Source organism: Hymenobacter monticola, from assembly GCF_022811645.1.
Taxonomy (GTDB): domain Bacteria; phylum Bacteroidota; class Bacteroidia; order Cytophagales; family Hymenobacteraceae; genus Hymenobacter; species Hymenobacter monticola.
The window spans coordinates 4704122-4724968 of record NZ_CP094534.1; the positions used below are offsets into that span (position 1 = coordinate 4704122).

At 62.3% G+C, this 20847-nt stretch carries 17 protein-coding genes; 10 read left to right on the top strand and 7 right to left on the bottom strand.

Annotated elements, in window-relative coordinates; translation table 11 throughout:
- Positions 1 to 28 precede the first annotated feature (28 nt).
- The gene (locus MTP16_RS19690; protein WP_243513034.1) at positions 29 to 4171 is read right to left on the bottom strand and encodes an ATP-binding protein; all 4143 of its coding nucleotides are present in this window, start codon (positions 4169 to 4171) and stop codon (positions 29 to 31) included.
- Between the two features lie 227 nt (positions 4172 to 4398).
- Positions 4399 to 5745: a saccharopine dehydrogenase family protein gene (locus MTP16_RS19695; RefSeq protein ID WP_243513035.1), complete on the bottom strand. Its 1347-nt coding sequence runs from the start codon at positions 5743 to 5745 to the stop codon at positions 4399 to 4401.
- 152 nt (positions 5746 to 5897) lie between these two features.
- Here MTP16_RS19695 and MTP16_RS19700 point away from each other — a divergent pair, with 152 nt between their 5' ends.
- Both MTP16_RS19700 and MTP16_RS19705 read left to right on the top strand, forming a co-directional pair.
- On the top strand, positions 5898 to 6395 hold the full coding sequence (locus MTP16_RS19700; RefSeq protein ID WP_243513036.1) for a cytidine deaminase: 498 nt from the start codon (positions 5898 to 5900) through the stop codon (positions 6393 to 6395).
- A gap of 5 nt (positions 6396 to 6400) precedes the next feature.
- Positions 6401 to 7051, top strand: a complete 651-nt coding sequence (locus MTP16_RS19705; RefSeq protein ID WP_243513037.1) for an alpha/beta hydrolase — start codon at positions 6401 to 6403, stop codon at positions 7049 to 7051.
- A gap of 2 nt (positions 7052 to 7053) precedes the next feature.
- On the opposite strand, the gene MTP16_RS19710 is transcribed toward MTP16_RS19705, so the two are convergent.
- The 4 genes from MTP16_RS19710 to MTP16_RS19725 all read right to left on the bottom strand — a co-directional run bounded on the left by MTP16_RS19710 (position 7054) and on the right by MTP16_RS19725 (position 11821).
- Complete coding sequence (locus tag MTP16_RS19710; RefSeq protein WP_243513038.1) at positions 7054 to 7800, bottom strand: SDR family NAD(P)-dependent oxidoreductase; 747 nt, start codon at positions 7798 to 7800, stop codon at positions 7054 to 7056.
- 110 nt (positions 7801 to 7910) lie between these two features.
- Complete coding sequence (gene porT / locus MTP16_RS19715) at positions 7911 to 8711, bottom strand: type IX secretion/gliding motility protein PorT/SprT (RefSeq protein WP_243513040.1); 801 nt, start codon at positions 8709 to 8711, stop codon at positions 7911 to 7913.
- Entirely contained in the window at positions 8660 to 9388 is a 729-nt protein-coding gene (gene ubiE / locus MTP16_RS19720; protein WP_243513041.1) for a bifunctional demethylmenaquinone methyltransferase/2-methoxy-6-polyprenyl-1,4-benzoquinol methylase UbiE, read from the bottom strand. Before ubiE ends, porT begins: the two co-directional genes overlap by 52 nt.
- A gap of 174 nt (positions 9389 to 9562) precedes the next feature.
- A complete protein-coding gene (locus tag MTP16_RS19725) occupies positions 9563 to 11821 on the bottom strand; it encodes an OmpA family protein (RefSeq protein WP_243513043.1) in 2259 nt (752 codons plus the stop codon).
- 435 nt (positions 11822 to 12256) lie between these two features.
- Here MTP16_RS19725 and yihA point away from each other — a divergent pair, with 435 nt between their 5' ends.
- The 3 genes from yihA (at position 12257) to MTP16_RS19740 (ending at position 14206) form a co-directional block, all read left to right on the top strand.
- Positions 12257 to 12877 (top strand): ribosome biogenesis GTP-binding protein YihA/YsxC, encoded by a 621-nt coding sequence (gene yihA, locus MTP16_RS19730; protein ID WP_243513045.1) that lies wholly within the window; start codon positions 12257 to 12259, stop codon positions 12875 to 12877.
- A gap of 86 nt (positions 12878 to 12963) precedes the next feature.
- Entirely contained in the window at positions 12964 to 13425 is a 462-nt protein-coding gene (locus MTP16_RS19735; protein ID WP_243513047.1) for an energy transducer TonB, read from the top strand.
- A gap of 130 nt (positions 13426 to 13555) precedes the next feature.
- On the top strand, positions 13556 to 14206 hold the full coding sequence (locus MTP16_RS19740) for a DUF5606 family protein (RefSeq protein WP_243513048.1): 651 nt from the start codon (positions 13556 to 13558) through the stop codon (positions 14204 to 14206).
- A 72-nt stretch (positions 14207 to 14278) separates the two neighbouring features.
- Here MTP16_RS19740 and fbp read toward each other — a convergent pair whose 3' ends face one another.
- Positions 14279 to 15340, bottom strand: a complete 1062-nt coding sequence (gene fbp / locus MTP16_RS19745) for a class 1 fructose-bisphosphatase (protein WP_243513051.1) — start codon at positions 15338 to 15340, stop codon at positions 14279 to 14281.
- Positions 15341 to 15531: 191 nt separating this feature from the next.
- Here fbp and MTP16_RS19750 point away from each other — a divergent pair, with 191 nt between their 5' ends.
- From MTP16_RS19750 to rsgA, 5 genes are all read left to right on the top strand, one after another.
- The gene (locus MTP16_RS19750; RefSeq protein ID WP_243513052.1) at positions 15532 to 16833 is read left to right on the top strand and encodes an aspartate kinase; all 1302 of its coding nucleotides are present in this window, start codon (positions 15532 to 15534) and stop codon (positions 16831 to 16833) included.
- A gap of 95 nt (positions 16834 to 16928) precedes the next feature.
- Entirely contained in the window at positions 16929 to 17702 is a 774-nt protein-coding gene (locus tag MTP16_RS19755; RefSeq protein ID WP_243513053.1) for an enoyl-CoA hydratase-related protein, read from the top strand.
- A 160-nt stretch (positions 17703 to 17862) separates the two neighbouring features.
- Complete coding sequence (locus MTP16_RS19760; protein ID WP_243513054.1) at positions 17863 to 18447, top strand: peroxiredoxin; 585 nt, start codon at positions 17863 to 17865, stop codon at positions 18445 to 18447.
- A 46-nt stretch (positions 18448 to 18493) separates the two neighbouring features.
- A complete protein-coding gene (locus tag MTP16_RS19765; protein ID WP_243513055.1) occupies positions 18494 to 19747 on the top strand; it encodes a 3-deoxy-D-manno-octulosonic acid transferase in 1254 nt (417 codons plus the stop codon).
- Entirely contained in the window at positions 19744 to 20703 is a 960-nt protein-coding gene (gene rsgA / locus MTP16_RS19770) for a ribosome small subunit-dependent GTPase A (RefSeq protein ID WP_243513056.1), read from the top strand. Before MTP16_RS19765 ends, rsgA begins: the two co-directional genes overlap by 4 nt.
- Positions 20704 to 20847 lie beyond the last annotated feature (144 nt).

The following is a 20847-nucleotide window of genomic DNA, read 5'->3' on the forward strand; positions in this document are numbered from 1 at the left end:
CAGGGGTGGAATTGCGCGCAATCCTAGCCTACACTGGTTTTTGGGCCATTTCCTTGCACACGGCGCTGGGCGGGTAGCCGAAGTGGCGCGAGAAGGCCGTGCTGAAGTGGGCCGGGTTGGCATAACCCACTTGGTAGGCTACCTCGGCCACGGTGGCCACGCGGCCCTGCAGCAAAGCCAGCGCCCGCAACAGGCGGGTTTGGCGCAGGTACTCGGCGGGGGCTTGGCCCGTCAGGGCCTTCAGCTTGCGGTAGAGTTGGGTACGGCTCAGATTCAACTCGGCCCCGAGCTGGTCCATGCTGTAGTGCTCATCGCCCAGGTGGGCCAAAATCGCCGCCTCGAACGCGCGCAAAAACGCTTGGTCGCGCGAGGGCAAGGCGGCCACGGCAGCCTGGTGCGCCACCAGCGGGTCGGCGGGGGGCGGAACCGGGGGCATCGAGTAAGGTAGTACCTCCGCCGCTTCCGCCGTGACATGGCCAGTCACAGTCCCGGCAAAACGGGCCTGGGTTTGCTCACGCAGGTGCAGCAGGCTCCGCACCTGGGCCTGCAGCTCGCGGGGCCGGAAAGGCTTGGGCAGGTAGGCCTGGGCTCCGGTTTCGAGGCCCTGCAGCCGGTCGTCGGCGGTGGTGCGGGCCGTGAGCAGCACCACCGGGATGTGGCTGGTGGCTGCATCGGCTTTGAGGGCTGCGCACACCTCGTAGCCGCTCAGGCCAGGCATCATCACGTCGCTCACGATGAGGTCGGGCACTTCGGCCCGGGCCAGGTCCAGGCCCGCCGCGCCATCGGGAGCGAGCAGCAGGCGGTAGCCGGCCAATGTTTCTGCCACGAAGGCCCGCACTTCTTCGCTGTCTTCAATGATGAGCACCTGGGCCGGCTCGGCAGGCTCTGCGTAGGCCGCCGCGTTGGTTGCCGCAGTAGCGGGAGTGGCTGCGGCAGCCCCGGCTAAGTGCATTTCGGCGGCCGGCATCTCCTCCTCCGTCCGCATTGGTTCAGCTGCTGGCGCCGTGCCGCCATATGGTGCACCAGTGCCGGTTGGCAGCAGCACGCGGGGCAGGCGCACCACGAAGCAGGCGCCTTCGCCGGGCAGGCTGCTCACCGTCACCGTGCCGCCATGCAACGCTACCAGCTCGCGCACCAACGCCAGGCCAATGCCTGTGCCTTGCCGGGTGGCTACCGGCGTTGGCTCTTGGCTGCGGGCCTGATAGAATCGGTCGAATACGTTGGGCAGGTCCTCAGCCGCAATGCCGGGGCCGGTGTCCTGCACGGCCAGTTCCACTGTGCCGGCCGGCGCGGCGGCTGTGGGCGGCTGCTCCGCTACGCGCAGCCACACCTGCCCGCCTTCGGGGGTGAAACGAAGGGCATTGGCCAGTAGGTTGGTCAGTACTTCATCGAGTTTGGCGGCGTCGAATACCAGGAGCACGGGGCTGTCCGGCGCCTCCAGGTGCAAGCCAATGCCCCGCCGCTCGGCTAGGCCAGCGAAGCCGGTCACCAACTGGCGGGCCAGCCGGGCCACATCGCCAGCTGTGGGGTGCAGGCGCAGGGCCCCGGCATCCAGCTTGCTCAGGTCCAGCAGTTGATTGATAAGCTGCAGGAGCTTGCGGGCCTGCCCCAGCACCAGTCCTGCCTGTCGGCGGCTGGCCGGGTCGGGCACGGTTTCGGCCAGCACCTCGGCCGGGCCCAGAATGAGCGTGAGCGGGGTGCGCAGCTCGTGGCTGACGTTGGTAAAAAAATCGGTTTTGACGCGGTCCAGCTCCTGCAGGTAGCGCAGGGTTTGGCGCTCCAGTGCCCGCTCGGCGCGTTCGCGCTCCTGGGCACGGGTGCGCCGCCGCACCCCGGCCAGCGCCAGCCCAAAAGCCGCCGCATACAGCCCAAAGGCCCACCAGCGCCGCCACCAGGGCGCCGCGATGTCGAAGCTGAGCCGGGCCGGCTGCGGGCTCCAGCCGCCCTCGTCGGTGCTGGCCCGCACTTCGAACGCGTAGTGGCCGGGCGGCAGGCTGGCGTAGGTGGCCGAGGTGCTGGTCACGGGCCCCACCCATTCGTCGCGGTAGCCGCGCAGGCGGTACTGGTAGCGCACGCTTCCGGGCCGGGCCAGGCTCACCCCAATGTAGTCGAAGCTGACGCTGTTGAGGCGGTATGGCAGCTCCAGCGGCGCGGCAATGGTGGTATCGTGCAGCCCCACCCGCAGGCCGGTCAGGTAGGCCGAGGGCCCCACGCAGGGCCGGGCCGGCCGGCGCGGGTCATACACCATCAGGCCGCCGACGGTGCCCATCCAGAGGCGGCCGTCGGGGCCGCGCAACACGGCATTCTCGTTGGTTTCGCCCCCACCGTAGCCATTGGTCCGGTCGAAGGAGCGCGCCTTGCCGGTGCGCATATTCAGCACGTCTACCCCCAGGTGCGTGCCTACCCACACCTGCCCGGCCCCGTCGCATTGCACAAAGTAAGGATTGATGGACTGCAGGCCGCTGTGGTCGTACCGGAGTAGCCGGCGGGTGGCCGGCTCGTAACGCAGCAGCGCAATGCCCACCGGGCCCAGCCAGAAGTCGCCGTGCTCGTCCTCGCTAATGGAGCTGATGCAGAGCCGCCCCGACTGCCCGTCTACCCGTTCAAAGGTGTCGTGGTCGGTGTCTACCCGCACCAGCCCCGCATCGTCGGAGCCCAGCCAGAGCCAGCCCCGGTGGTCGCGAAATACCTGCCAGAAGTTGTCGCTGGGCAGGCCCTGCTCGCCCTTCCGGAACGTGCGGTAGGTGTCGGTGGCGGGGTCGTATACCGTGACGCCCATGCGGTGCGTCGTTAGCCACAGCCGCCCCCGCGCATCCTCCCCGATGCTCGATACGGTGACGCCCGCCAGCGCCGGTGCCCGGTTGTTCAGATTCTCCCAGCGACCGGTGCGCATGTCGTAGCGCCGCAGGCCATCGCGAAAGGTACCTACCCACATCCGGCCCTGGCGGTCGGCCAGTAGGCTGGCCGGGTTGGCACCGGCGGTCCCCTTGGCCGCGGGCACCAGCAGGTGGCGGGTCGGCGTCCGAATGCCCGTAGCCGTTAGCGGCAGGGCCGTCAGGTGGCGCTCCATGGCCAGCCAAAGCTCATCGGGCCGAGGCTGGGCCAGCGCGCACACGTAGCTGCCGCGCAGCCCGTCGGCGGGGCCGTACTGTGTAAACCGGACGTTGGTCAGGTATTGGGTTACGCCTTGGCCGTCGGCCGCCCATATGTTGCCCTCCCGGTCCAGCAGCACGTCGTGGCCATGGTCGGAAGCGGAATTGGGGCGCGTGCCGAGGACCCGGAAGTGCAATTGCCCGGTGGAGGGGTCGGCCGTACCCAGGTTCAGGCCGTTGTAGGCGTTGGCCCACACCCGCCCCTGCCAATCCACGGCCACCCGCAGTACCAGGTTGCTACTCAGTCCTTCGGCGGCCGTGTAGTGGCGCAGGCGCCAGGGCCGCCCGCCAGCGGGCGCGCTCACGCGCAGCAGCCCGGCCCGGGTGCCCACCCAGGCCACCGAGTCGCTCACCCGGCAAAAGCCGTAGGTGCGCTGACGCAAAGCGGGCGGCAGCGCGGCCTGCGCGGCGGGCAGCGGCTGGCCGCTGCGCCCGTCAAACACCAGCAGCCCATGCGGCGAGCTCGCCCATAGCTGCCCGCGCAAGCCTGGCCCCAGATACTCCACCGAGTCGGCGGCATGCCCCCCTACGGCGCTCCAGTGCTGCACCAGCGTATCGGCCCGGCTGGCCCCGAAGCGCAGCCGCCACACGCCCTGTTTCTGCGTGCCCATCCACAGTTCGCCAGGGCCCGCCCATAGGCTCAGGATGTTGCCTGGGGCTTGCAGTCCCGGCACCCGCACCTGCCTGATGCGCTGGTCGTTGCCCAGCACGGCCAGGCTGGCGTATTGCATACCCACCCACATGCCGGTGCCGCCCACCACAGGAGCCACGGCGCGCACGTGGCTGTCGGGCAGTCCCTGCGAGCCTCCGTAAACCTTAAATTCCTGGCCGTTATAAACGCTTGCTCCAGCTTGGGAGCCCACCCAGAGGCGGCCCCAGGCGTCTTGCCCCAGGCAATAAACCATCGACTGCAGCAGGCCGTTGTCGGGGGTGAATGTGCGCGTGGTCAGTGTCTGGGCCTGCAATTTCGGCAGCAGACCCAATAGCAGGCCGGCTGGCCCGAGGGCTCGGAGAAGCAAGGCGGGCAGTGAGCACAGCAGGGGCCGCATAAATTGCTGGTTTGCTACGCGAGCATAGCAGTGGCTGCCCGAAAGGTAACGTGTTTTTTTAATTCGCCTGAGAATTGGCTATTTACTAATCCCAGCTATTATATCTGAGCCGTAAGCCTCCCTAAGTTGGACTAGCCCAATGTCCCGACCAAGCCAGGCAGCTCCGCTCCCACCAGCCAATTGGAAGGACATTCAAACTAGTGCTCCTCTTCGCTGAATCGAATGCCGTACTCTGCCGCCAGCTCATCCAGAATGGGCTCATACAAGTCGGCCTGCACCGGAATCAGGACGCCGCGCTCAGCCACCTCGCCGCGCACCAGCCGCCGCACGGCCATGCCCAGCGGCAGGCCCACGGTTTTGGCCATGCCGGTGTGCGTGGCGTCGTCGCCCTCCACGGTCAGCGAGGACGTGAGGCGGTGGGTGGTGCCGTTTAGCTCGTACTCGAAGAGGTGCTGCATCACAATCAGGTCGTGGTCGTGGGGCTGCAGTTGCCACTTTTCGGCCAGCAGGCGCTCCAGCAACTGAGCGGGCGTGGCGCGGGCGTGGCCCACCGGCCGGTCCGAAAACAAGCCCAGCCAGTGCAGCCGGCCCATTTCTTCGCCTGTGGGGTTGAGGCCCAGATACGCCGCTACCCGGGCCGATAGGTCGAGGTGCGGGATGAATGACGTGGGCAAATACGCTTCGACCAGCTCGGCCCAGGTCATGGTTTCGGGGTTGTCGAGGTTCACGCTGTCGTCGGTGAGGCCCAGGCGCACCAGCGCGTGCCAGGCGGCGCAGTAGCCCGGGCGCCGCAGGGTGCCCCGCAAAATGGTCGGGATGTCGTCCAGGCCATACGGCGCGCGGTAGCTCAGCGAGTCGCGGTTGGCGTAGCCCTCAAACTCGCCGTATTCAGGCAACACCAAGGTTTCGGTGCGGGCAAACAGCTGCTGGTAGGGAATGAAGCGCGGGTGGCCGTTTTCCAGGAACTTGGCCGTGCTCTGGCCGGCCAGCACCACGTTGCGCGGGTTCCAGGTGAACTTGTATTTCCAGGGGTTGTCGCCCTCGGCCGCGGGCGCTAGCAGCCCGCCGCAGTAGCTCTTGAAGCTGGTGATGCGCCCGCCCCGGGCCCGGATGTGCGCAATGGCCCGCATGGCCGACATATGGTCCAGGCCCGGGTCCAGCCCGCATTCCATCAGCAAAGTGATGCCCGCGGCCTGCGCCTCCTCGTGCAGCTCTCGGATTTCCGGGCTCACGTAGCTGGCCGTGGCCAGGTGCCGGCCGTGGCGCAGGCAAGCGCGGGCCACCACCGGGTGCAGCAGGGCCGGCAGCATCGAAATCACCACGTCGGCCTGCGTCACCAATTCTTCCAGCAACGCCTCGTTTTCCATCGAAAAAGGCACAGCGCGCGCGTACTCGCTATGGGCTGCCAGCACCGGCACCAGGTGCGCGGGGTTGGCGTCGGCCACGGTCAGAAACCAGTTTTCGGTGGGCGCGTGGCGCAACAGGTATTGAATGAGGGACGAGGCCGAGCGGCCAGCCCCGAGGAGCAGAAGGCGAGTTCTCATGCGGCAAAGATGGGGCATAAGAAAAAAGGACAAGGAAACGGGCTTTGCGTTCTAGGCTTCGATTCAACAGGCGGCCGGTTTTCTCGTCGCCTGTATCCCGGCCTCATATCCCTTCTTCCCTATTACCTTCGCCGCCCCCTAATCCCGCCCGCATGGCCCGCCATTCCCGCCAGCAGCTTCTGACCTACGAAGAGCTGGACTCCGCCACCGACCTCTCCCCTGCCGAGCAAGCCACCTGGCAAGCTGCCCGCGACGCCACCGCCCACGCCTACGCTCCCTATTCGGGCTTCCACGTTGGGGCCGCACTGCTACTGGCCGACGGCACCCTTTTTCGGGGCACCAACCAGGAAAACGCCGCTTACCCTTCAGGCCTCTGCGCCGAGCGCACCGCCTTGTTTGGCCTAGCGGCCAACCACCCCGGCCATCCGCCCATCGTAGGCATGGCCGTAGCAGCCCGGCCTGGTCACGGCGAGTTTGGACCCGCCCTGCCCTGCGGCGCCTGCCGCCAGGTGATGTTGGAATACGAAAGCCGCCAGGGCCAGGCCATCTCGCTGCTGCTGCCCAGCCGCGCGGGCACCATCCTGCGTTTCAGCACCCTGGCTGCGCTGATGCCTTTCAACTTCTCGCCCGACGACCTTCCCCCGGCCTAGCCCGCATGGAACGCCACCTCACCGTTGCCCGCACCGCGCGCTACCAGCAGCTGGGCGAATTATCCGCCGAAACCAAGCATGTCTGGTTTGTCTGCCACGGCTATGGCCAATTAGCGGCCTACTTCATCCGTCATTTCGCCTTCCTCGCCGAGGCCGACCCACACACCGTCGTCATTGCGCCCGAGGGCCTCTCCCGCTTCTACCTGAGCGGCAGCAGCGGCCGCGTGGGCGCCAGCTGGATGACGCGCGACGACCGCCTGCACGAAATCCAAGACCACATCGGGTTCCTCAATCAGCTGGCCGAAAAAGTCCTGGCCGAATGTTCGACCAGCGTCGAACTCACCGTGCTGGGGTTTTCGCAGGGTACGGCCACCGTGAGCCGCTGGCTGGTGCAGGCCGCCTTTCGGCCTGCGCATCTCATCCTGTGGGCGGGCAGCTTCCCGCCCGATATTGCTCCGGAATCAGCCCAGGCGCTGTTGCGTGGCCTTCGGCTCTCCTTAACTATTGGCACCGATGATGAATACATCACCGTCGCGCAGGCCGAAGAGCAGCAAACGGAGTTGCTGCAACTTGGCGGTGCGCCCCAATTGTTCGTCTTCGCGGGCAAGCACACGCTCGACCGCCCCGTTCTGGCGCAATTAGCTGGTCTCGGCTAAAGTTACTTCCGCGCAATCGTCGTAGCTGCGCCCTGCGCCCCGGCCAGCACCAGCACCTCGGCAATGGTAACGTGCGGCGGCCGCGTCACCATGAACACGATAACATCGGCCACGTCCTCGGCCCGCAGCGGCTCAAAGCCCTCATACACCTTGGCTGCCCGCGCCTCGTCACCCTTGAAGCGCACCTGCGAAAACTCCGTTTCCACCGCGCCGGGGTTCACTTCGGCCACGCGCACGCCGGTGGGCAGCAGGTCGAGCCGCATGGTTTTCGTCAGCATCTGCACGGCCGCTTTGCTGGCGCAATACACGTTGCCGTTGGCGTAGGCCTCCTGCCCGGCAATGGAGCCCACGTTCACGATAAAGCCGGTTTGGCGGGCCGTCATGCCGGGGAGCAGGGTGTGCGTCACGTTCAACAGGCCGCGCACGTTGGCGTCCAGCATCTGGTCCCAATCGCGGGGGTCGCCGGCCTGAATGGGGTTGAGCCCGTGAGCACCGCCGGCGTTGTTTATCAGCACATCGGGGGCCCGCAGTTCTTCGGGCAGCGTCGCCACGGCTGCTTCCACGGCGGCCCGGTCGCGCACGTCAAACGCCAGCACGTGCACCGGCACCGGCGCTAGCTGGGCCGCCAGCTCTTCGAGCCGCTCCCGCCGCCGGCCGGTCACCACCACTTGAAAGCCCGCCCCGGCCAGGGCCACCGCCGTTGCCCGGCCAATGCCCGAGGAGGCGCCGGTAATGAATGCAGTCTTCATAAATGATTTGGGAGAAAGGGAAATGGGGAGGTGGGAAGGTTGACGTTTTTACTGCGCCATCAGCGCAAGCAGAACATCAACCTTCCCACCTCCCTATTTCATCACCTCATTTAGTTCTGAATATTAATGTACAGCGTCACCGAATTGGTGCTCAGGCTTTGCAGGCTGTTGCTGTAAAAGTCGTTGTGCGGCGTCAGCAGGTTTTTCAGCCCGTGCGAGAAGCGCAGCTCCGGCGCCAGCTTGAACAACGGGTAGAACAAATCCAGGCCCACGCCATATTCCAGGGTCAGGTCGCTGCTAACGGCCCGCAGTTGGTTGCGCAACGGGTCGCTGCGGCGGCTGCTGGCTGTCACGCTGGGGCTGATGCCCGCAATCATGTACATGCGGGCGTTGCGTCGCCGGTCCGACTGGTACTTGAGCAGCAGCGGAAATTGCACCACCGTTGCCGTCACTTCCTGCGTGTAAACCGTATCGGTTTGGTAGCCGCGCGGCTTGAATTCGACCTTGCGCGTGAGAAAGCTCACCCCCGGCGCAAACCGAAAAATGAACGGGGAGTGCGGCCCCCCAATGCGCGCATCGCCAATAAAGCCCACCCCCAGGCTGGGGCTGTTGATGGCGTTGGCCGACACGTTTTGCCGGGCCACGTACTGCGCCGACTGCTCCACGTTGAAGCGCGAATTGGTCAGCGCCACAAACATGCCCGGGTGAAACCACCGCTCGTCGTATGAGGGCAGGTTCTGCACCGTGATGGATTTAAGGGTGCCGTTTTTGCCGCGGTTGGCCCGCGATTTTGCCTTGCGCTGCGCCATTGCCAGCGAAGGCAACAGCAGCAGCAACGTACCCACCAACGCGAGACGTTTTACTTGTGCGCCGTGTAGATGGAGCTGATGCCGAAAGTGAGAGGTTGCCATGCAGGTTCTTTGAAGCCGACTTTGGCCAGAATGGCCAGGAAGTCGGTGCCGTCGGGGAAGGCCTGCACCGAAGCAGGCAGGTAGGTATAAGCCGACTGGTCTTTGGAAATAAGCTTGCCAAAAACCGGCAGCACCCGACGGAAGTAAAAATTATAAGCTTGCTTGAGCGGAAACGCCGTGGGCTTGCTGAATTCGAGTATCACGAGCTTGCCGCCCGGCCGTAGCACGCGCTGCATCTCGGCCAGGCCCTTTTCAAGGTGCGCGAAGTTGCGCACGCCAAAAGAGGCCGTCACGGCATCAAACTCGCCGTCGCCAAACGGCAGGTTTTCGGAGTCGCCCAGTTCCAGCTGAATGCGATTGCCGAGGCCTTTGGCGGCCAGCTTGCGGCGGCCCACCTCCAGCATGCCTTCCGAAATATCCACGCCCGTCACCTGCGCGTCGGGCGCGGCGGTGCGCAGCGTTTCGATGGCGAAATCGGCCGTGCCGGTGGCAATGTCCAGGATGCGCGCCGGCCGCAACGCCTTGAGTTCGTCCACCGCTTTGCGCCGCCAATAGATGTCGGTGCCCACGCTGAGAAAGTGGTTGAGGAAATCGTACTTGCCCGCGATGCTGTTAAACATCTGGGCAACCTGCGATTTCTTGTCGGCGGAATTGTCTTTGTAGGGTACGACGGTCATGAGCGGGCGCAAAGAACGGTATGAGAGCGGGAAAATTGCTTCTCCCCAACGCCCAATCGGACGCATTTGTTAGTAAAGACAGCCATTATTTAGCAAAACTGCTACCAGAATGACAAAAAAAGCGGGCCGGACAAACTGCCCGGCCCGCTTCCCAAATTTCAATCTAAGCCCAGATTAATTCTTGGCCTTGATTTTCGTTTTTTCGCCATTGGCATCCTTGGCTTTGCCTTCCAGCTCACCGTTTTTGGTGGTGGTTTTGGTGTCGCCGGCGGGGCCTTTGGTTTTCACTTTCACTTTGTCCGAATCTTCGTCCACCTTGGTTTTCACCTTGGTGCCGTCGGCCATCTTCACCTTGCTCTTGCCCGGGGACAGTGGCGCCGTAGTGGTGGTCGTGGTGGTCGAAGAGCCCATGCCAGTGGTTGAAGTGCCGGTGCCCGTAGCGCCGCTGCCGCCATTGTTCATCGCGCCGCTGCCCATCGAGCCGCCCACTACTTTGAACTCGTCGCGACGGTTAAGCTGCATGTTCTCCGGCGAATCGTTCGGCGCGGCCGGACGACGCTCGCCGTAGCTCACGGTGCTCATGCGGGTTTCGGCGATGCCCTGCTTTTTCAGGTAGTTGAAAGCGGCCTGCGCACGGTTCTGGCCAAGTACCATGTTGTACTCGTCGGTGTTGCGCGAGTCGCAGTGGCCTTCAATCGAGATGATAACGCCGGGGTTAGCCATCAGCTTCTGGGCGGTGTTGTTCAGTTCCGTAATCGACTCCGGACGCAGCTTGTACTTGTCGGTATCGAAGTAGATGTTCCGGAACATGCCGTTGGCCAGGCCGGTCGTATCCACGTAGTTCACGTAGAAATTCTTGACGATGGTCGTCGAGTCGTTCGTCGACACTGGCACCGGGAATTCCTGCGTTTCAATTGGCTTGCCGTCTTTGCTCACCGCCACCTGGTAGGTGCGGCCCGACAGCACTGCCACTTGGTACGAACCATCGGCCTTGGAGATGTCGCGGAAGCTGAGCGCCGTTTTGTCGGCCTGCTGGCCACTAAACACCAGCTCCACGCCCGGAATCACGGTCGTGCTGTCCTTAGCCGAGAACACCTTGCCTTTGATGTTGGCGTTTTTGATGTAGTTGATGGTGTAGATGTCCTTCTCGCCGTAGCCGCCGATGCGGTACGAGCTGAGGTAGGCATACGAGCCATCGGGGCTCAGGCGGTAGTAGGAGTCATCGTCCGGCGTGTTCACGGGGTAGCCCATATTCTGGGCGGCGCCCCACTTGCGGCCCACGCTGTCCCAATCCGACTTGAAGATGTCGTAGCCGCCCATCGTGTTGTGGCCGCGCGACGAGAAGTACAGCGTCTTGCCGTCCTTGCTCAGGTAGGGGCTGTCGTCGTCGTACTTGGTGTTGATGTTGGCGCCGAGCGACTTGGCCGGGCCGAAGTCGCCGCCATCGGAACGGGTGCTGTAGTAGAGGTCCAGCGTGCCGTCCTCCGAGTACTTGCCCGTGGAGAAGTAGATGGTTTTGCCGTCGGGCGTGATGAATGCGTCCGACTCGAACGATTTCGAGTTGATGTTGCCGTTGAGGGCTTTGGGAGCCGACCAGTCGCCGCCAGATGCTCTGTCCGAAATAAAGATGTCGCCGTTGTTGTCGTTGCGGTACATCAGCAGCTTGGTGTCGTTGTCGAACAGCTGAATCGAGGCGTCGTGGCCTTTGCCGTTCAGCGCCGTGCTCAACGAGCGGGGCTTCTGCCAGTTCTCGTCGTCGACGCGGGTAGTTTCGAAAACGTCTTCGTAGTACTCACCATCGGCGGCAATGGCTTTGTTTTTCTTGTCGCTGGGCTTGCCCGAGGCACCCGTCACGTTCTCGCCGCGCGAGGTGAAGATGAGCAGCTTGTCATCCGACGAAATCACCGGGCTGTGCTCCGAATACGGCGTGTTCACCGTCGGGCCCAGGTTTTTCACGAAGATGTCCTTCGGCGAGTTGAACTGCACCTTGGCGTTCTGGCTGTGCTTAATCAGCTGGGCGATTTCTTCCTTGCGCTGGTCGTTCTTCTTCAGCGTGGCGTTGTAAGCCTGGAAGTGGGCCACGGCCTCGTCGAAGTTGTAGTTGAGGTGGTCAACCCGGCCGAGCCAGTACTCCACGTCCTTCGACACCTTCGGCTTCAGCTTTTGGGCCTTGTAGATGTAGTCGCTGGCCTTCTCTTTGTCGAACGACATATAGGAAATACCAGCGTTGAACAGCGCTTTGGCGTTGTTCGGGTCTTTGGCCAGCACCTTCTCGTAGTACGGGATGGCGGCGCGGTAATTTTCCTGCTCGAAGAACTTGTTGCCGGTCTTGAGGTCCTTACGCGTGCTTTGCGCCTCGGCCGGAGCGGCGATGGCAGCGGTGAGGGCAACGGCGCACGACGCTTGCAGTAACCTTCTGGATAAGTTGTCCATTGTAGGAGAGATTTAGAAAAAAGAGATTTCTGAAGGGGTTCTAAGTAGGTATGCGCCGCGAAAAGGCCGATGCAAGGAACTTATTTGGGGCTTATACTGATTTTCCAAGCCAGGGTTAGGCTTTAATGCCGAATTGCCCAGAAGGTAACCGTAGGAAAGCGTTTTGTACCCCGCGCTGGTCTTGTTGCAAAGGCAACGGAGGGCGGGCAAAGGTAGGCGATGGGCCTGCGAAAAGCGCTTTCTGGCGAATGGTCGGCCATTTAAAGGTGGTCGAATGCGGCGGCAAGGGCCCGACGAAATGGGAAGCAGGCCGCGCAAATATAGAGGGGCTGCCGATATACCCATCCATTCTCTTGTTTTTATTCGGCGGGTAATCCCTGGTATTCAGGCGTAATTTTGGGCTTTCATTCCGAGCCCGCTATTTGCCGCTGCCCCATGATTATTAACGACGCTAGATTCCTGACCAGTAATTCGCGGGCCGACCTTTGCCCGGCTCCGACGATGCCCGAATACGCCTTTATCGGCCGTTCCAACGTCGGAAAATCGTCCTTAATCAATATGCTCACCGGCCGCAACGGGCTGGCCAAAACCTCTTCCTCGCCGGGTAAGACGCAATTAATTAACCATTTCGTCATCAACGACAAATGGTTTCTGGTCGACTTGCCGGGCTACGGCTACGCCAAAGTGAGCAAGGTGTCGCGCGCCGAGTGGGCCCGCATGATTAATTATTACCTGCGGCACCGCCCCAATCTGATGTGCGTGTTCGTGCTCATCGATTCGCGCCACTCGCCGCAGGCCGTTGATTTGGAATTCATGGAAAAGCTGGGCGAAGAAGGCATCCCGTTCGTGATGGTCTTCACGAAGGCCGACAAGCAATCGACGTCCCAAACCAAAGCGCTGTTGGCCGATTATCTGAAAAAAATGGGCGAAAGCTGGGACGAATTGCCGCGTCATTTCTTAACATCGGCCGAAACAGGACTAGGGCGCGACGAGGTGCTCAATTTTATTGCGGATGTGAACCAGCAATGGACGGAGGATGCCGCCAGCAATGCGTAGATTGGCCCCTAAATTGCCAATGGCGGCCAAGCCCGCGGTGGCCCATTTCCCTTCTTAGTTAATTTCCCCGCCCCTACTTTTTTATCATGACGAAAATGCGTTCCGTTTCGCAGCTGGCCCTGGGCCTGCTGCTGGCCGCCGCCGCGCCGGCGCTGGCCCAAACCACCCCCAACACCACGCCCGCGGCTCCGGCCCAGGGCGAAAAAGGCACTGGCATCGGCAACGTTGGCAAGAGCATTGCCGTGGCCGAATACTACGAAGGCGGCCAGGCCGCGATGTACGATTTCATTGCCAAGGAGCTGAAGTACCCGGTAATGGCTAAGCGTAATCGCATTCAGGGCCAATGCATCATCAGCTTTCAGCTGAATGCCGACGGCACGATGCAGGACATGCGCATTGTGAAGCAGTTGGGCGGCGGCACCGGCGAAGAAGCCCTGCGCGTGGTGCGCCTGCTGAAATTCAAGCAGCCCGAGTTGCCGATACGCGCCAGCTTGCCCATCGTATTCAAGCTGGGCCAGACGGCTTCGAACGCGCTGCCGGGACAATAAGGCGGCGTGTCGTAGTTTTGCCCTTGTTGAATGAAAAATGAGGAACGGGGAATGAAGAATTGCCAACCGGCTTTTTCATCCTCGTTCCTCATTCTTCATTCCTCATTTTTCATTCTTCATTTTAGTTACAATGCCCTACGAATTGCAAGAGTTGGCCGCCATCAGCGGCATGCCCGGCCTGTACCGCCTGGTGCGCGCCGCCCGACACGGCGTGCTGGTCGAAAGCCTCGACGAGAAAGCCACCCGGACGCTGGCCCCGGCTCGCAACAAAGTGTCGCTGCTGTCGGAAATTTCCATTTACACCCAGGACCCCGACCAAACCGTGCCGCTGACGGAGGTATTTGAGCGCATTTACCAGAAGCACGGCGCGGCCTCGCCCGTGACGGCCAAGTCGAGCGAAGGCGAGCTGACCGATTTTCTGGCTGGTGTGATTCCAGACTACGACCGCGACCGGGTGTACCTGTCCGACATCAAGAAGCTGGCCAACTGGTACGGCATTGTAAGCAAGCACCGCCCTTACCAGGCCGCCGAAACCGCGGCATCGGAAGCTTCGGCCACGGAAGCCCCCGCCTCGGAGGCAGCAGCCGAAACGCCGGCCGCTGAGGCTGCGCCCGCTGCTTCCAAAGCTAAGCGCAAGGGCGCCAAAGCCAGCGAAGAGCCCGCCGCTAACGAGCCCCTGAGCACCGGCGGAGTAATTGGCGAAACCGACGCGGCCCCGACGGCCGAAGGCAACCCCGAAGCCACCGCACCCGCGAAGAAAAGCCGCAAGAAGGCAGAGTAATCCTCTTTGTACCGCACTAAAAAAGGCCGTCCTTAATGCAGGGACGGCCTTTTTTGTTATTGCGCAGGCGCCTTATTTGGCGGCCACTGCTTTCTTGGGCGTAGGCTCGGGCGCGAGCTTGTGGTCGCAGGCTTCGGTGTCGGTGGCGATGAAGCTTTCGGCCTTTTCGACCAGCTCTTTGCTGCCGATGAAGAAGGGGCAGCGCTCGTGCGGAATTTTGGGCTCGATTTCCATGGTGCGGCGCGTGCCGTTGGAGCTTTTGCCGCCGGCTTGTTCCACAATAAAGGCCAGCGGGTTGCACTCGTACATAAGGCGAAGCTTGCCGCTCTTGTTTTTGGCGGTGGCGGGGTACACGTAGATGCCGCCCTTGAGCAGGTTGCGGTGGAAATCGGCCACTAAGGAGCCGATGTAGCGGGCCGAGAACTGCTGGTCTTTGCAGTGCTGCACGAAGGCGGCCACACCGGGCGAGAAGGAGTCGGAACTGCCTTCGTTGATGGAGTAGATGTTGCCGGTTTTGGGGGTGATGATGTCGGGGTGCGAAAGGAAGAATTCGCCCAGCGAGTGCTCGTAGGTGAAGCCGTTGACGCCGTTGCCGGTCGTGTACACCAGCATGGTGCTGGAGCCGTAGATGACGTAGCCGGCAGCCACCTGGTGGGTGCCGGGCTGCAGGCAGTCGGCGGCGGTGCCCTCGCGGCCGGTGGGCGACACGCGGCGGTAGATGCTGAAAATGGTGCCGATGCTCACGTTCACGTCGATGTTCGACGAGCCGTCCAAGGGGTCGATGGCCACCACGTACTTGCCCTGGTTGTTGCCGGTCTGAATCATCTCGTCGTCTTCCTCCGAGATGATGGTGCAGACCTCGCCGCCGTTGCGCAGGGCGCGGATGAAGCGGATGTTGGCGATGACGTCGAGCTTCTGCTGGTCTTCGCCCTGCACGTTCTGGCTGCCGTAGGCGCCGGCGATGTCGATGAGGCCAGAGCGGTTGATTTCGCGGTTGACGATTTTGGCGGCCAGGGCGATGTCGCGCAGCAGCTGCGAAAGCTCCCCCGTAGCGTAGGGAAAGTCCTCCTGCTTGCGCATGATAAAGCGGTCGAGGGTGGTGCCAACAGGCAGCGCCAGCTTGTTGTGGTCCATAAGAATAACGGGATGAAATGGCGGGAACGGGCAACAAAGCTACTCCCGCAGGGCCGTAGTTTATTGTAGCAAGTTGCCCTGTTTTGTGCGCATACGTTTGCCCAAAAGGCTTGACGCGGGCCACTTATTGGTTTTTTGAAGGTGCCCAAAGCTTTCGTTTAAGCCTACTGCCGCGCCTACCTTTGCCGCCCATGGAAAAGTTGCAGGTCTACAAATTCGGGGGCGCTTCGGTGAAGGACGCGGCAGCCATTCTCAACCTCTGCCGCATCGTGCGCGACTTTGGGCCGCAGGGGCCGCTGGTGGTGGTGGTATCGGCGATGGGCAAGACAACGAATGCGCTGGAGGAGATTTATGACTTGGCGTACCGGGGTGGGGATTATTCGTCGCAGTTAGCGGCGCTGGAAGGCTACCATGAGCAAGCTTGTCTAGCCCTAGCCGACGCAATACCACCAATAAATCTTTCGCAGCTACAGTTTCAATTGCAGCAGCTTACTACTTCACTTTCCGAAGAGCTGCAGTTTATGCACCAGGTACATATGCCTGAATCCTACGACCAAGGTTACGACCAAATAGTGTCTTACGGGGAACGGCTTTCAGCTCTTTTAACTAGCACTGCACTTACGCAATTCCTGTCTATCACAGCACGCTACGTCCCGGCACAATTGCTGGTCCAAACCGACGAAGTCTGGCGCGAAGGCAAAGTGAACTGGTCAGCAACGACAGCCCAGACAGTTGAATTCCTCAACAAGGCATTATCTGACGCTAAAATCATTGTAACTGAAGGTTTCCTCGGCGGCACAGCCGATGGCCGCACCACCACCCTCGGCCGCGAGGGCTCCGACTACACGGCCGCCATCCTGGCCTACTGCCTGCGGGCCGAGGCGGTAACCATCTGGAAAGACGTGGCGGGCCTGCTCAATGCCGACCCCAAAATCTTCTCCGACACGGTGCGCTACCCCGAAATCAGCTACCGCGAAACAATTGAAATGGCGTACTATGGCGCCTCGGTTATTCACCCCAAAACGCTGAAGCCGCTGGCCGACCGCAACATTCCGTTGCGCGTGAAGTCGTTTCTGGACCCGGCCGCGGCGGGCACACTCATCCACGACTGCCAGCACCCGGCGCTGGCGCCCGCCTTCATCCGCAAAACCGACCAGTGCCTGCTCTCCTTTGCCAGCAAGGACTTTTCCTTTATCTCGGAGGAAAATCTGGCCGTGATTTTTGCCGCGCTGGCGCAGGCCAAGCTCAAGATTAACGTGATGCAGAACTCGGCCATCAGCTTTTCGGTGTGCACTGATTTTTCGGAGCGGCGCGTGCACCAGCTGCTCGATTTGCTGCGCGAACAGTTCACGCTGCACTACAACACCGGGCTGCAGCTTTTCACCATCAAAAACTACGACGCGGCCAGCATTGCGCAACTCACGGCGGGCAAGCGCCTGCTGCTGGAGCAGCGCACGCGCAGCACGTTTCAGTTTGTGTGCCAGGCGTTGTAGCGGTGGTAGCGCGAACTTTGCAGTTCGCCCGTTCCACGCCCTTTCAACGAATCGTTCCGCCACGCGAACTACAGAGTTCGCGCTACATCTAACCTATGGATTTCCTTCTCATTACGCCCCAGGCGCGCCCCGGCGTGGCCCTCATCCAACTCAACCGCCCCAAAGAGCTCAATGCCCTGAACGGGCAGTTGGTGCGCGAAATCCGCGACGCGCTGCAGGCGCTCGATGCCGATGAGGCGGTGCGCGTGGTTATCATCACGGGCAATGAGCGGGCCTTTGCGGCGGGGGCCGACATTAAGGAAATGGCGGACAAAACGGCCGTGGATATGTTTCTGGACGACCGGTTTGCCACGCTGGAACAGATTCGGCGGTTTCGCAAGCCGCTGATTGGGGCGGTGTCGGGCTTTGCGCTGGGCGGCGGCTGCGAGCTGGCCATGACCTGCGACATGCTGGTAGCTTCGGAGACAGCGCAGTTTGGGCAGCCCGAAATCCGCCTCGGCACCATGCCCGGTGCAGGCGGCACCCAGCGCCTGGCCCGCGCCGTGGGCAAGGCCAAGGCCATGGAAATGGTACTCACCGGCGAGTTCATCTCGGCCCACGAAGCCCACCGCGTGGGCCTCGTCAACCGCGTGGTACCCGTGGGCCAGTACCTGGAGGAGGCCTTCCGCCTGGCCGCGCGCATCGCGGCCATGAGCCCGGTGGCGGCCCGCCTGGCCAAGGAATCCATCAACCGCGTGTTTGAAACGCACCTAGAAGAAGGCCTGCACTTCGAGCGCAAGAACTTCTACCTCACCTTCGCCTCCGAAGACAAGAAGGAAGGCATGGCCGCCTTTGTAGAGAAGCGTAAGCCGGAGTTTAAGGGACGTTGAAAAATGCTTGGGACGTCATGCCGAGCGCAGCCGAGGCAGCTCGCTTGCTTCTTCAACAAGGGTGATTAGTGACGGCACGCGCGATGCCTCGGCTGCGCTCGGCATGACGTTCTTCCAATTCATGCGTACAAGCTCCCATCATCCCCATAAATTTTACTAAATGGCAGTTCTCGTGGGCAAGCGTGCCCCTTCCTTTAAAGCCACGGCCGTGATTGACGGCACCTTCGACGAAGAGTTTTCGCTGGACCGCTACCTGGGCAAAAAGCACGTGCTGTTTTACTTCTACCCCGCTGATTTTAGCCGGGTGTGCCCCACTGAAATCCTGGCTTTTCAGGACCGTCTGGCCGAGTTTGAAAAGCGCAACGTGGCCGTGGTGGGCTGCTCTACCGACACGCAGTACGCCCATCTGGCCTGGCAGCTGATGCCGCGCGAGAAAGGCGGCATTTTCGGCGTGAAGTACCCGCTGGTGGCCGACTCCACCAAAACCATTTCGGCCAACTACGACGTGCTGGGCGGCCACTACGACTACACCGAGCAGGGTGAAATGACCTACGTGGGCTCTCCCCTCGCCTACCGCGGCCTTTTCCTCATCGACCGCGACGGCATTGTGCGCCACCAGCTTATCAACGACCGGCCCCTGGGCCGCAGCCTCACCGAGGCCCTGCGCATGATTGATGCGCTGCAACACTTCGAAAAAAACGGCGAGGCCTGCCCAGCCGATTGGGAAGAAACCCAGCCGGTATAAAACCAGCCGGCGGCGGACCTTATACATCGTTTCGTAATTTTGGGGCTTGCTATTCCTGTATAACATCGGCCTGGGCCTATACGGCCTGCTGCTGCGTCTGCTGGCGCCGTTTGTGCCCAAAGCGGCGGCGTGGGTGGCAGGCCGCCGCGGCCTGCTGACGCATATTCGCCACACGCTGAGTTCCGAAACGGCGCCGCGGGTGTGGTTTCACTGCGCCTCATTAGGCGAGTTTGAGCAGGGCCGCCCCCTGCTCGAAGCCTACCGTAAGGCCCATCCCAGCACCAAGCTGGTGCTGACGTTTTTCTCACCTTCGGGCTACGAAATCCGCAAAAACTGGCCGGGCGCCGACTACATCTTCTACCTGCCGCTGGACACGCGCGGGAATGCCCGGGCTTTTCTCGATGCGGTGCAGCCGCAACTAGCGGTGTTTGTAAAGTATGAGTTCTGGTACCACTTCCTTAACGAATCGCACCGGCGTGGCATTCCGGCTGTGGTAGTGTCGGCCATTTTCCGGCCCGACCAGGTATTTTTCAAGCCCTGGGGCGGCTTTTTTCGGGGCATTCTCGCGCGCTTCGCCCACATCTTCACCCAGAATGAAAGCTCGGCCGCGCTGCTGCGCCAGCACGGCATTCAGCAAGTGAGCGTGGCCGGCGACACCCGATTCGATACCGTGGTGGCCACAGCCGCTTCCGCCCCACGCGAGTTGCCCGTAGTCGATGCTTTTGTAGCCGACGGCGCGCCGGTGCTGGTGGTAGGCAGCAGCTGGCCCGAAGACCTGCCGGCCCTCACGCCTTTACTGCAAAAATATCAGCACCAGTTGCGCGTGCTGGTGGCGCCGCACGAAATCACCGAAACCAACCTGCGCTTGGTAGAGGCCGCCCTGCCGGGCCAGGTGCTACGCTACTCCCAGGCCACGGCCGCCAACGCCGCCCAGGCCCGCGTGCTGCTTTTCGATAACGTGGGACTACTGAGCCAGCTCTACCGCTTTGGCAAGTTTGCCTACATCGGTGGGGCCTTTGGCAAAGGCCTGCACAACACTTTAGAAGCCGCCGCGTTTGGCCTGCCGCTGTTTTTCGGGCCGACGTACGGTAAGTTTCAGGAAGCCGTGGCACTGGTGCAGTTGAAGTGCGCCTTTCCGGTGCACGATGCGGCGGAGCTGGAAGCGGCCTTCGCCCCGCTGTGGACCAACGAGGACCGGCGCCTACGACTACAAGACGCTTTGCTCGATTACGTGCACGGGCAGGCGGGCGCCACCCACACCATCATGGCGGCTCTGCCCCGTCTTGCCCCTGCCCTATGACGCCAGAATTTTCTCATTCCGCCAGCCCGCTCCAGCACGGCACCGTCGTTAAGTCGACAGGCTCGTGGTACGTGGTGCGCGCGGCTTCCGGCCAGCTGTACCGCTGCCGCCTGCGGGGCAAATTCAAGATAAAGGGCCTAAAAGCCAGCAACCCCCTGGCCGTGGGCGACCACGTCGAATTTGCCGTGGAAGCACAGGCCGAGGGCGCGGGCGTCATTTCGCACATTGCACCCCGCCGCAACTACATCGTGCGCCGCTCGGTGCACAAAACCGGCCACGTGCACGTGGTAGCGGCCAATCTGGACCAGGCGTTGCTCGTGGTCACGCTGGTGTCGCCGGCCACGTCGTTCGGCTTTATTGACCGGTTTCTGGTCACGGCCGAGGCCTACCACATTCCCGTCACGTTGCTGTTCAACAAAACCGACTTGTACGACGAGGAAGGCTTTGCTTATCAGGCTGAAATTGCGGGCATGTACGCCAGTCTGGGCTATCCCAGCCGCACCTGCGCCGCCAGCCTGGGCGAGGGCGTGGCCGAAATCGACCAATTACTGGATGGCAAAGTGAGCCTGCTGGCCGGCCATTCTGGCGTGGGCAAGAGCACGCTCATCAATGCCCTCGTGCCCGACCTGGACCTGAAAACCGCCGAAATCAGCGACTTTTCCGACAAGGGCGTGCACACCACCACCTTCGCCGAAATGCTGGAAGTGCGCCCTGGCACCTTCATCATCGACACGCCCGGCATTAAGGAACTGGGCCTTGTGGACCTGCCGCCTGCCGAGCTGGCCGGCTACTTCCCCGAATTCCGGGCCCTGCTGGGCCAGTGCCGCTACCACAACTGCCAGCACACCCACGAGCCCGGCTGCGCCGTGCGCGAAGCCGTGGACCAGGGCCGCATCGCCCTCCCCCGCTACGACAGCTACCTCAGCATGCTCGCCGGCGAGGACAATCGGCATTAGGACCTGCGGCGTTTGTCATTGCGAGGGCGCAGTCCGCGGCAATCCGTCCTGACAAAACCAGACCCTTTCCTATACCAAAAAGCCCCGGCACCATTGCAGTGTCGGGGCTTTGTTATAATAGAAGGCTGGTCGCTGAGAACAAGA

What these genes read in the sequence shown, in the direction of transcription:
- fbp (WP_243513051.1), bottom strand. Translation starts at nt 15,340, where the DNA reads ATGGACCACAACAAGCTGGCGCTGCCTGTTGGCACCACCCTCGACCGC.
- MTP16_RS19700 (WP_243513036.1), top strand. Translation starts at nt 5,898, where the DNA reads ATGGCCCGCCATTCCCGCCAGCAGCTTCTGACCTACGAAGAGCTGGAC.
- MTP16_RS19695 (WP_243513035.1), bottom strand. Translation starts at nt 5,745, where the DNA reads ATGAGAACTCGCCTTCTGCTCCTCGGGGCTGGCCGCTCGGCCTCGTCC.
- porT (WP_243513040.1), bottom strand. Translation starts at nt 8,711, where the DNA reads ATGGCAACCTCTCACTTTCGGCATCAGCTCCATCTACACGGCGCACAA.
- MTP16_RS19710 (WP_243513038.1), bottom strand. Translation starts at nt 7,800, where the DNA reads ATGAAGACTGCATTCATTACCGGCGCCTCCTCGGGCATTGGCCGGGCA.
- MTP16_RS19760 (WP_243513054.1), top strand. Translation starts at nt 17,863, where the DNA reads ATGGCAGTTCTCGTGGGCAAGCGTGCCCCTTCCTTTAAAGCCACGGCC.
- ubiE (WP_243513041.1), bottom strand. Translation starts at nt 9,388, where the DNA reads ATGACCGTCGTACCCTACAAAGACAATTCCGCCGACAAGAAATCGCAG.
- yihA (WP_243513045.1), top strand. Translation starts at nt 12,257, where the DNA reads ATGATTATTAACGACGCTAGATTCCTGACCAGTAATTCGCGGGCCGAC.
- MTP16_RS19705 (WP_243513037.1), top strand. Translation starts at nt 6,401, where the DNA reads ATGGAACGCCACCTCACCGTTGCCCGCACCGCGCGCTACCAGCAGCTG.
- MTP16_RS19735 (WP_243513047.1), top strand. Translation starts at nt 12,964, where the DNA reads ATGACGAAAATGCGTTCCGTTTCGCAGCTGGCCCTGGGCCTGCTGCTG.
- MTP16_RS19725 (WP_243513043.1), bottom strand. Translation starts at nt 11,821, where the DNA reads ATGGACAACTTATCCAGAAGGTTACTGCAAGCGTCGTGCGCCGTTGCC.
- MTP16_RS19755 (WP_243513053.1), top strand. Translation starts at nt 16,929, where the DNA reads ATGGATTTCCTTCTCATTACGCCCCAGGCGCGCCCCGGCGTGGCCCTC.
- MTP16_RS19750 (WP_243513052.1), top strand. Translation starts at nt 15,532, where the DNA reads ATGGAAAAGTTGCAGGTCTACAAATTCGGGGGCGCTTCGGTGAAGGAC.
- rsgA (WP_243513056.1), top strand. Translation starts at nt 19,744, where the DNA reads ATGACGCCAGAATTTTCTCATTCCGCCAGCCCGCTCCAGCACGGCACC.
- MTP16_RS19740 (WP_243513048.1), top strand. Translation starts at nt 13,556, where the DNA reads ATGCCCTACGAATTGCAAGAGTTGGCCGCCATCAGCGGCATGCCCGGC.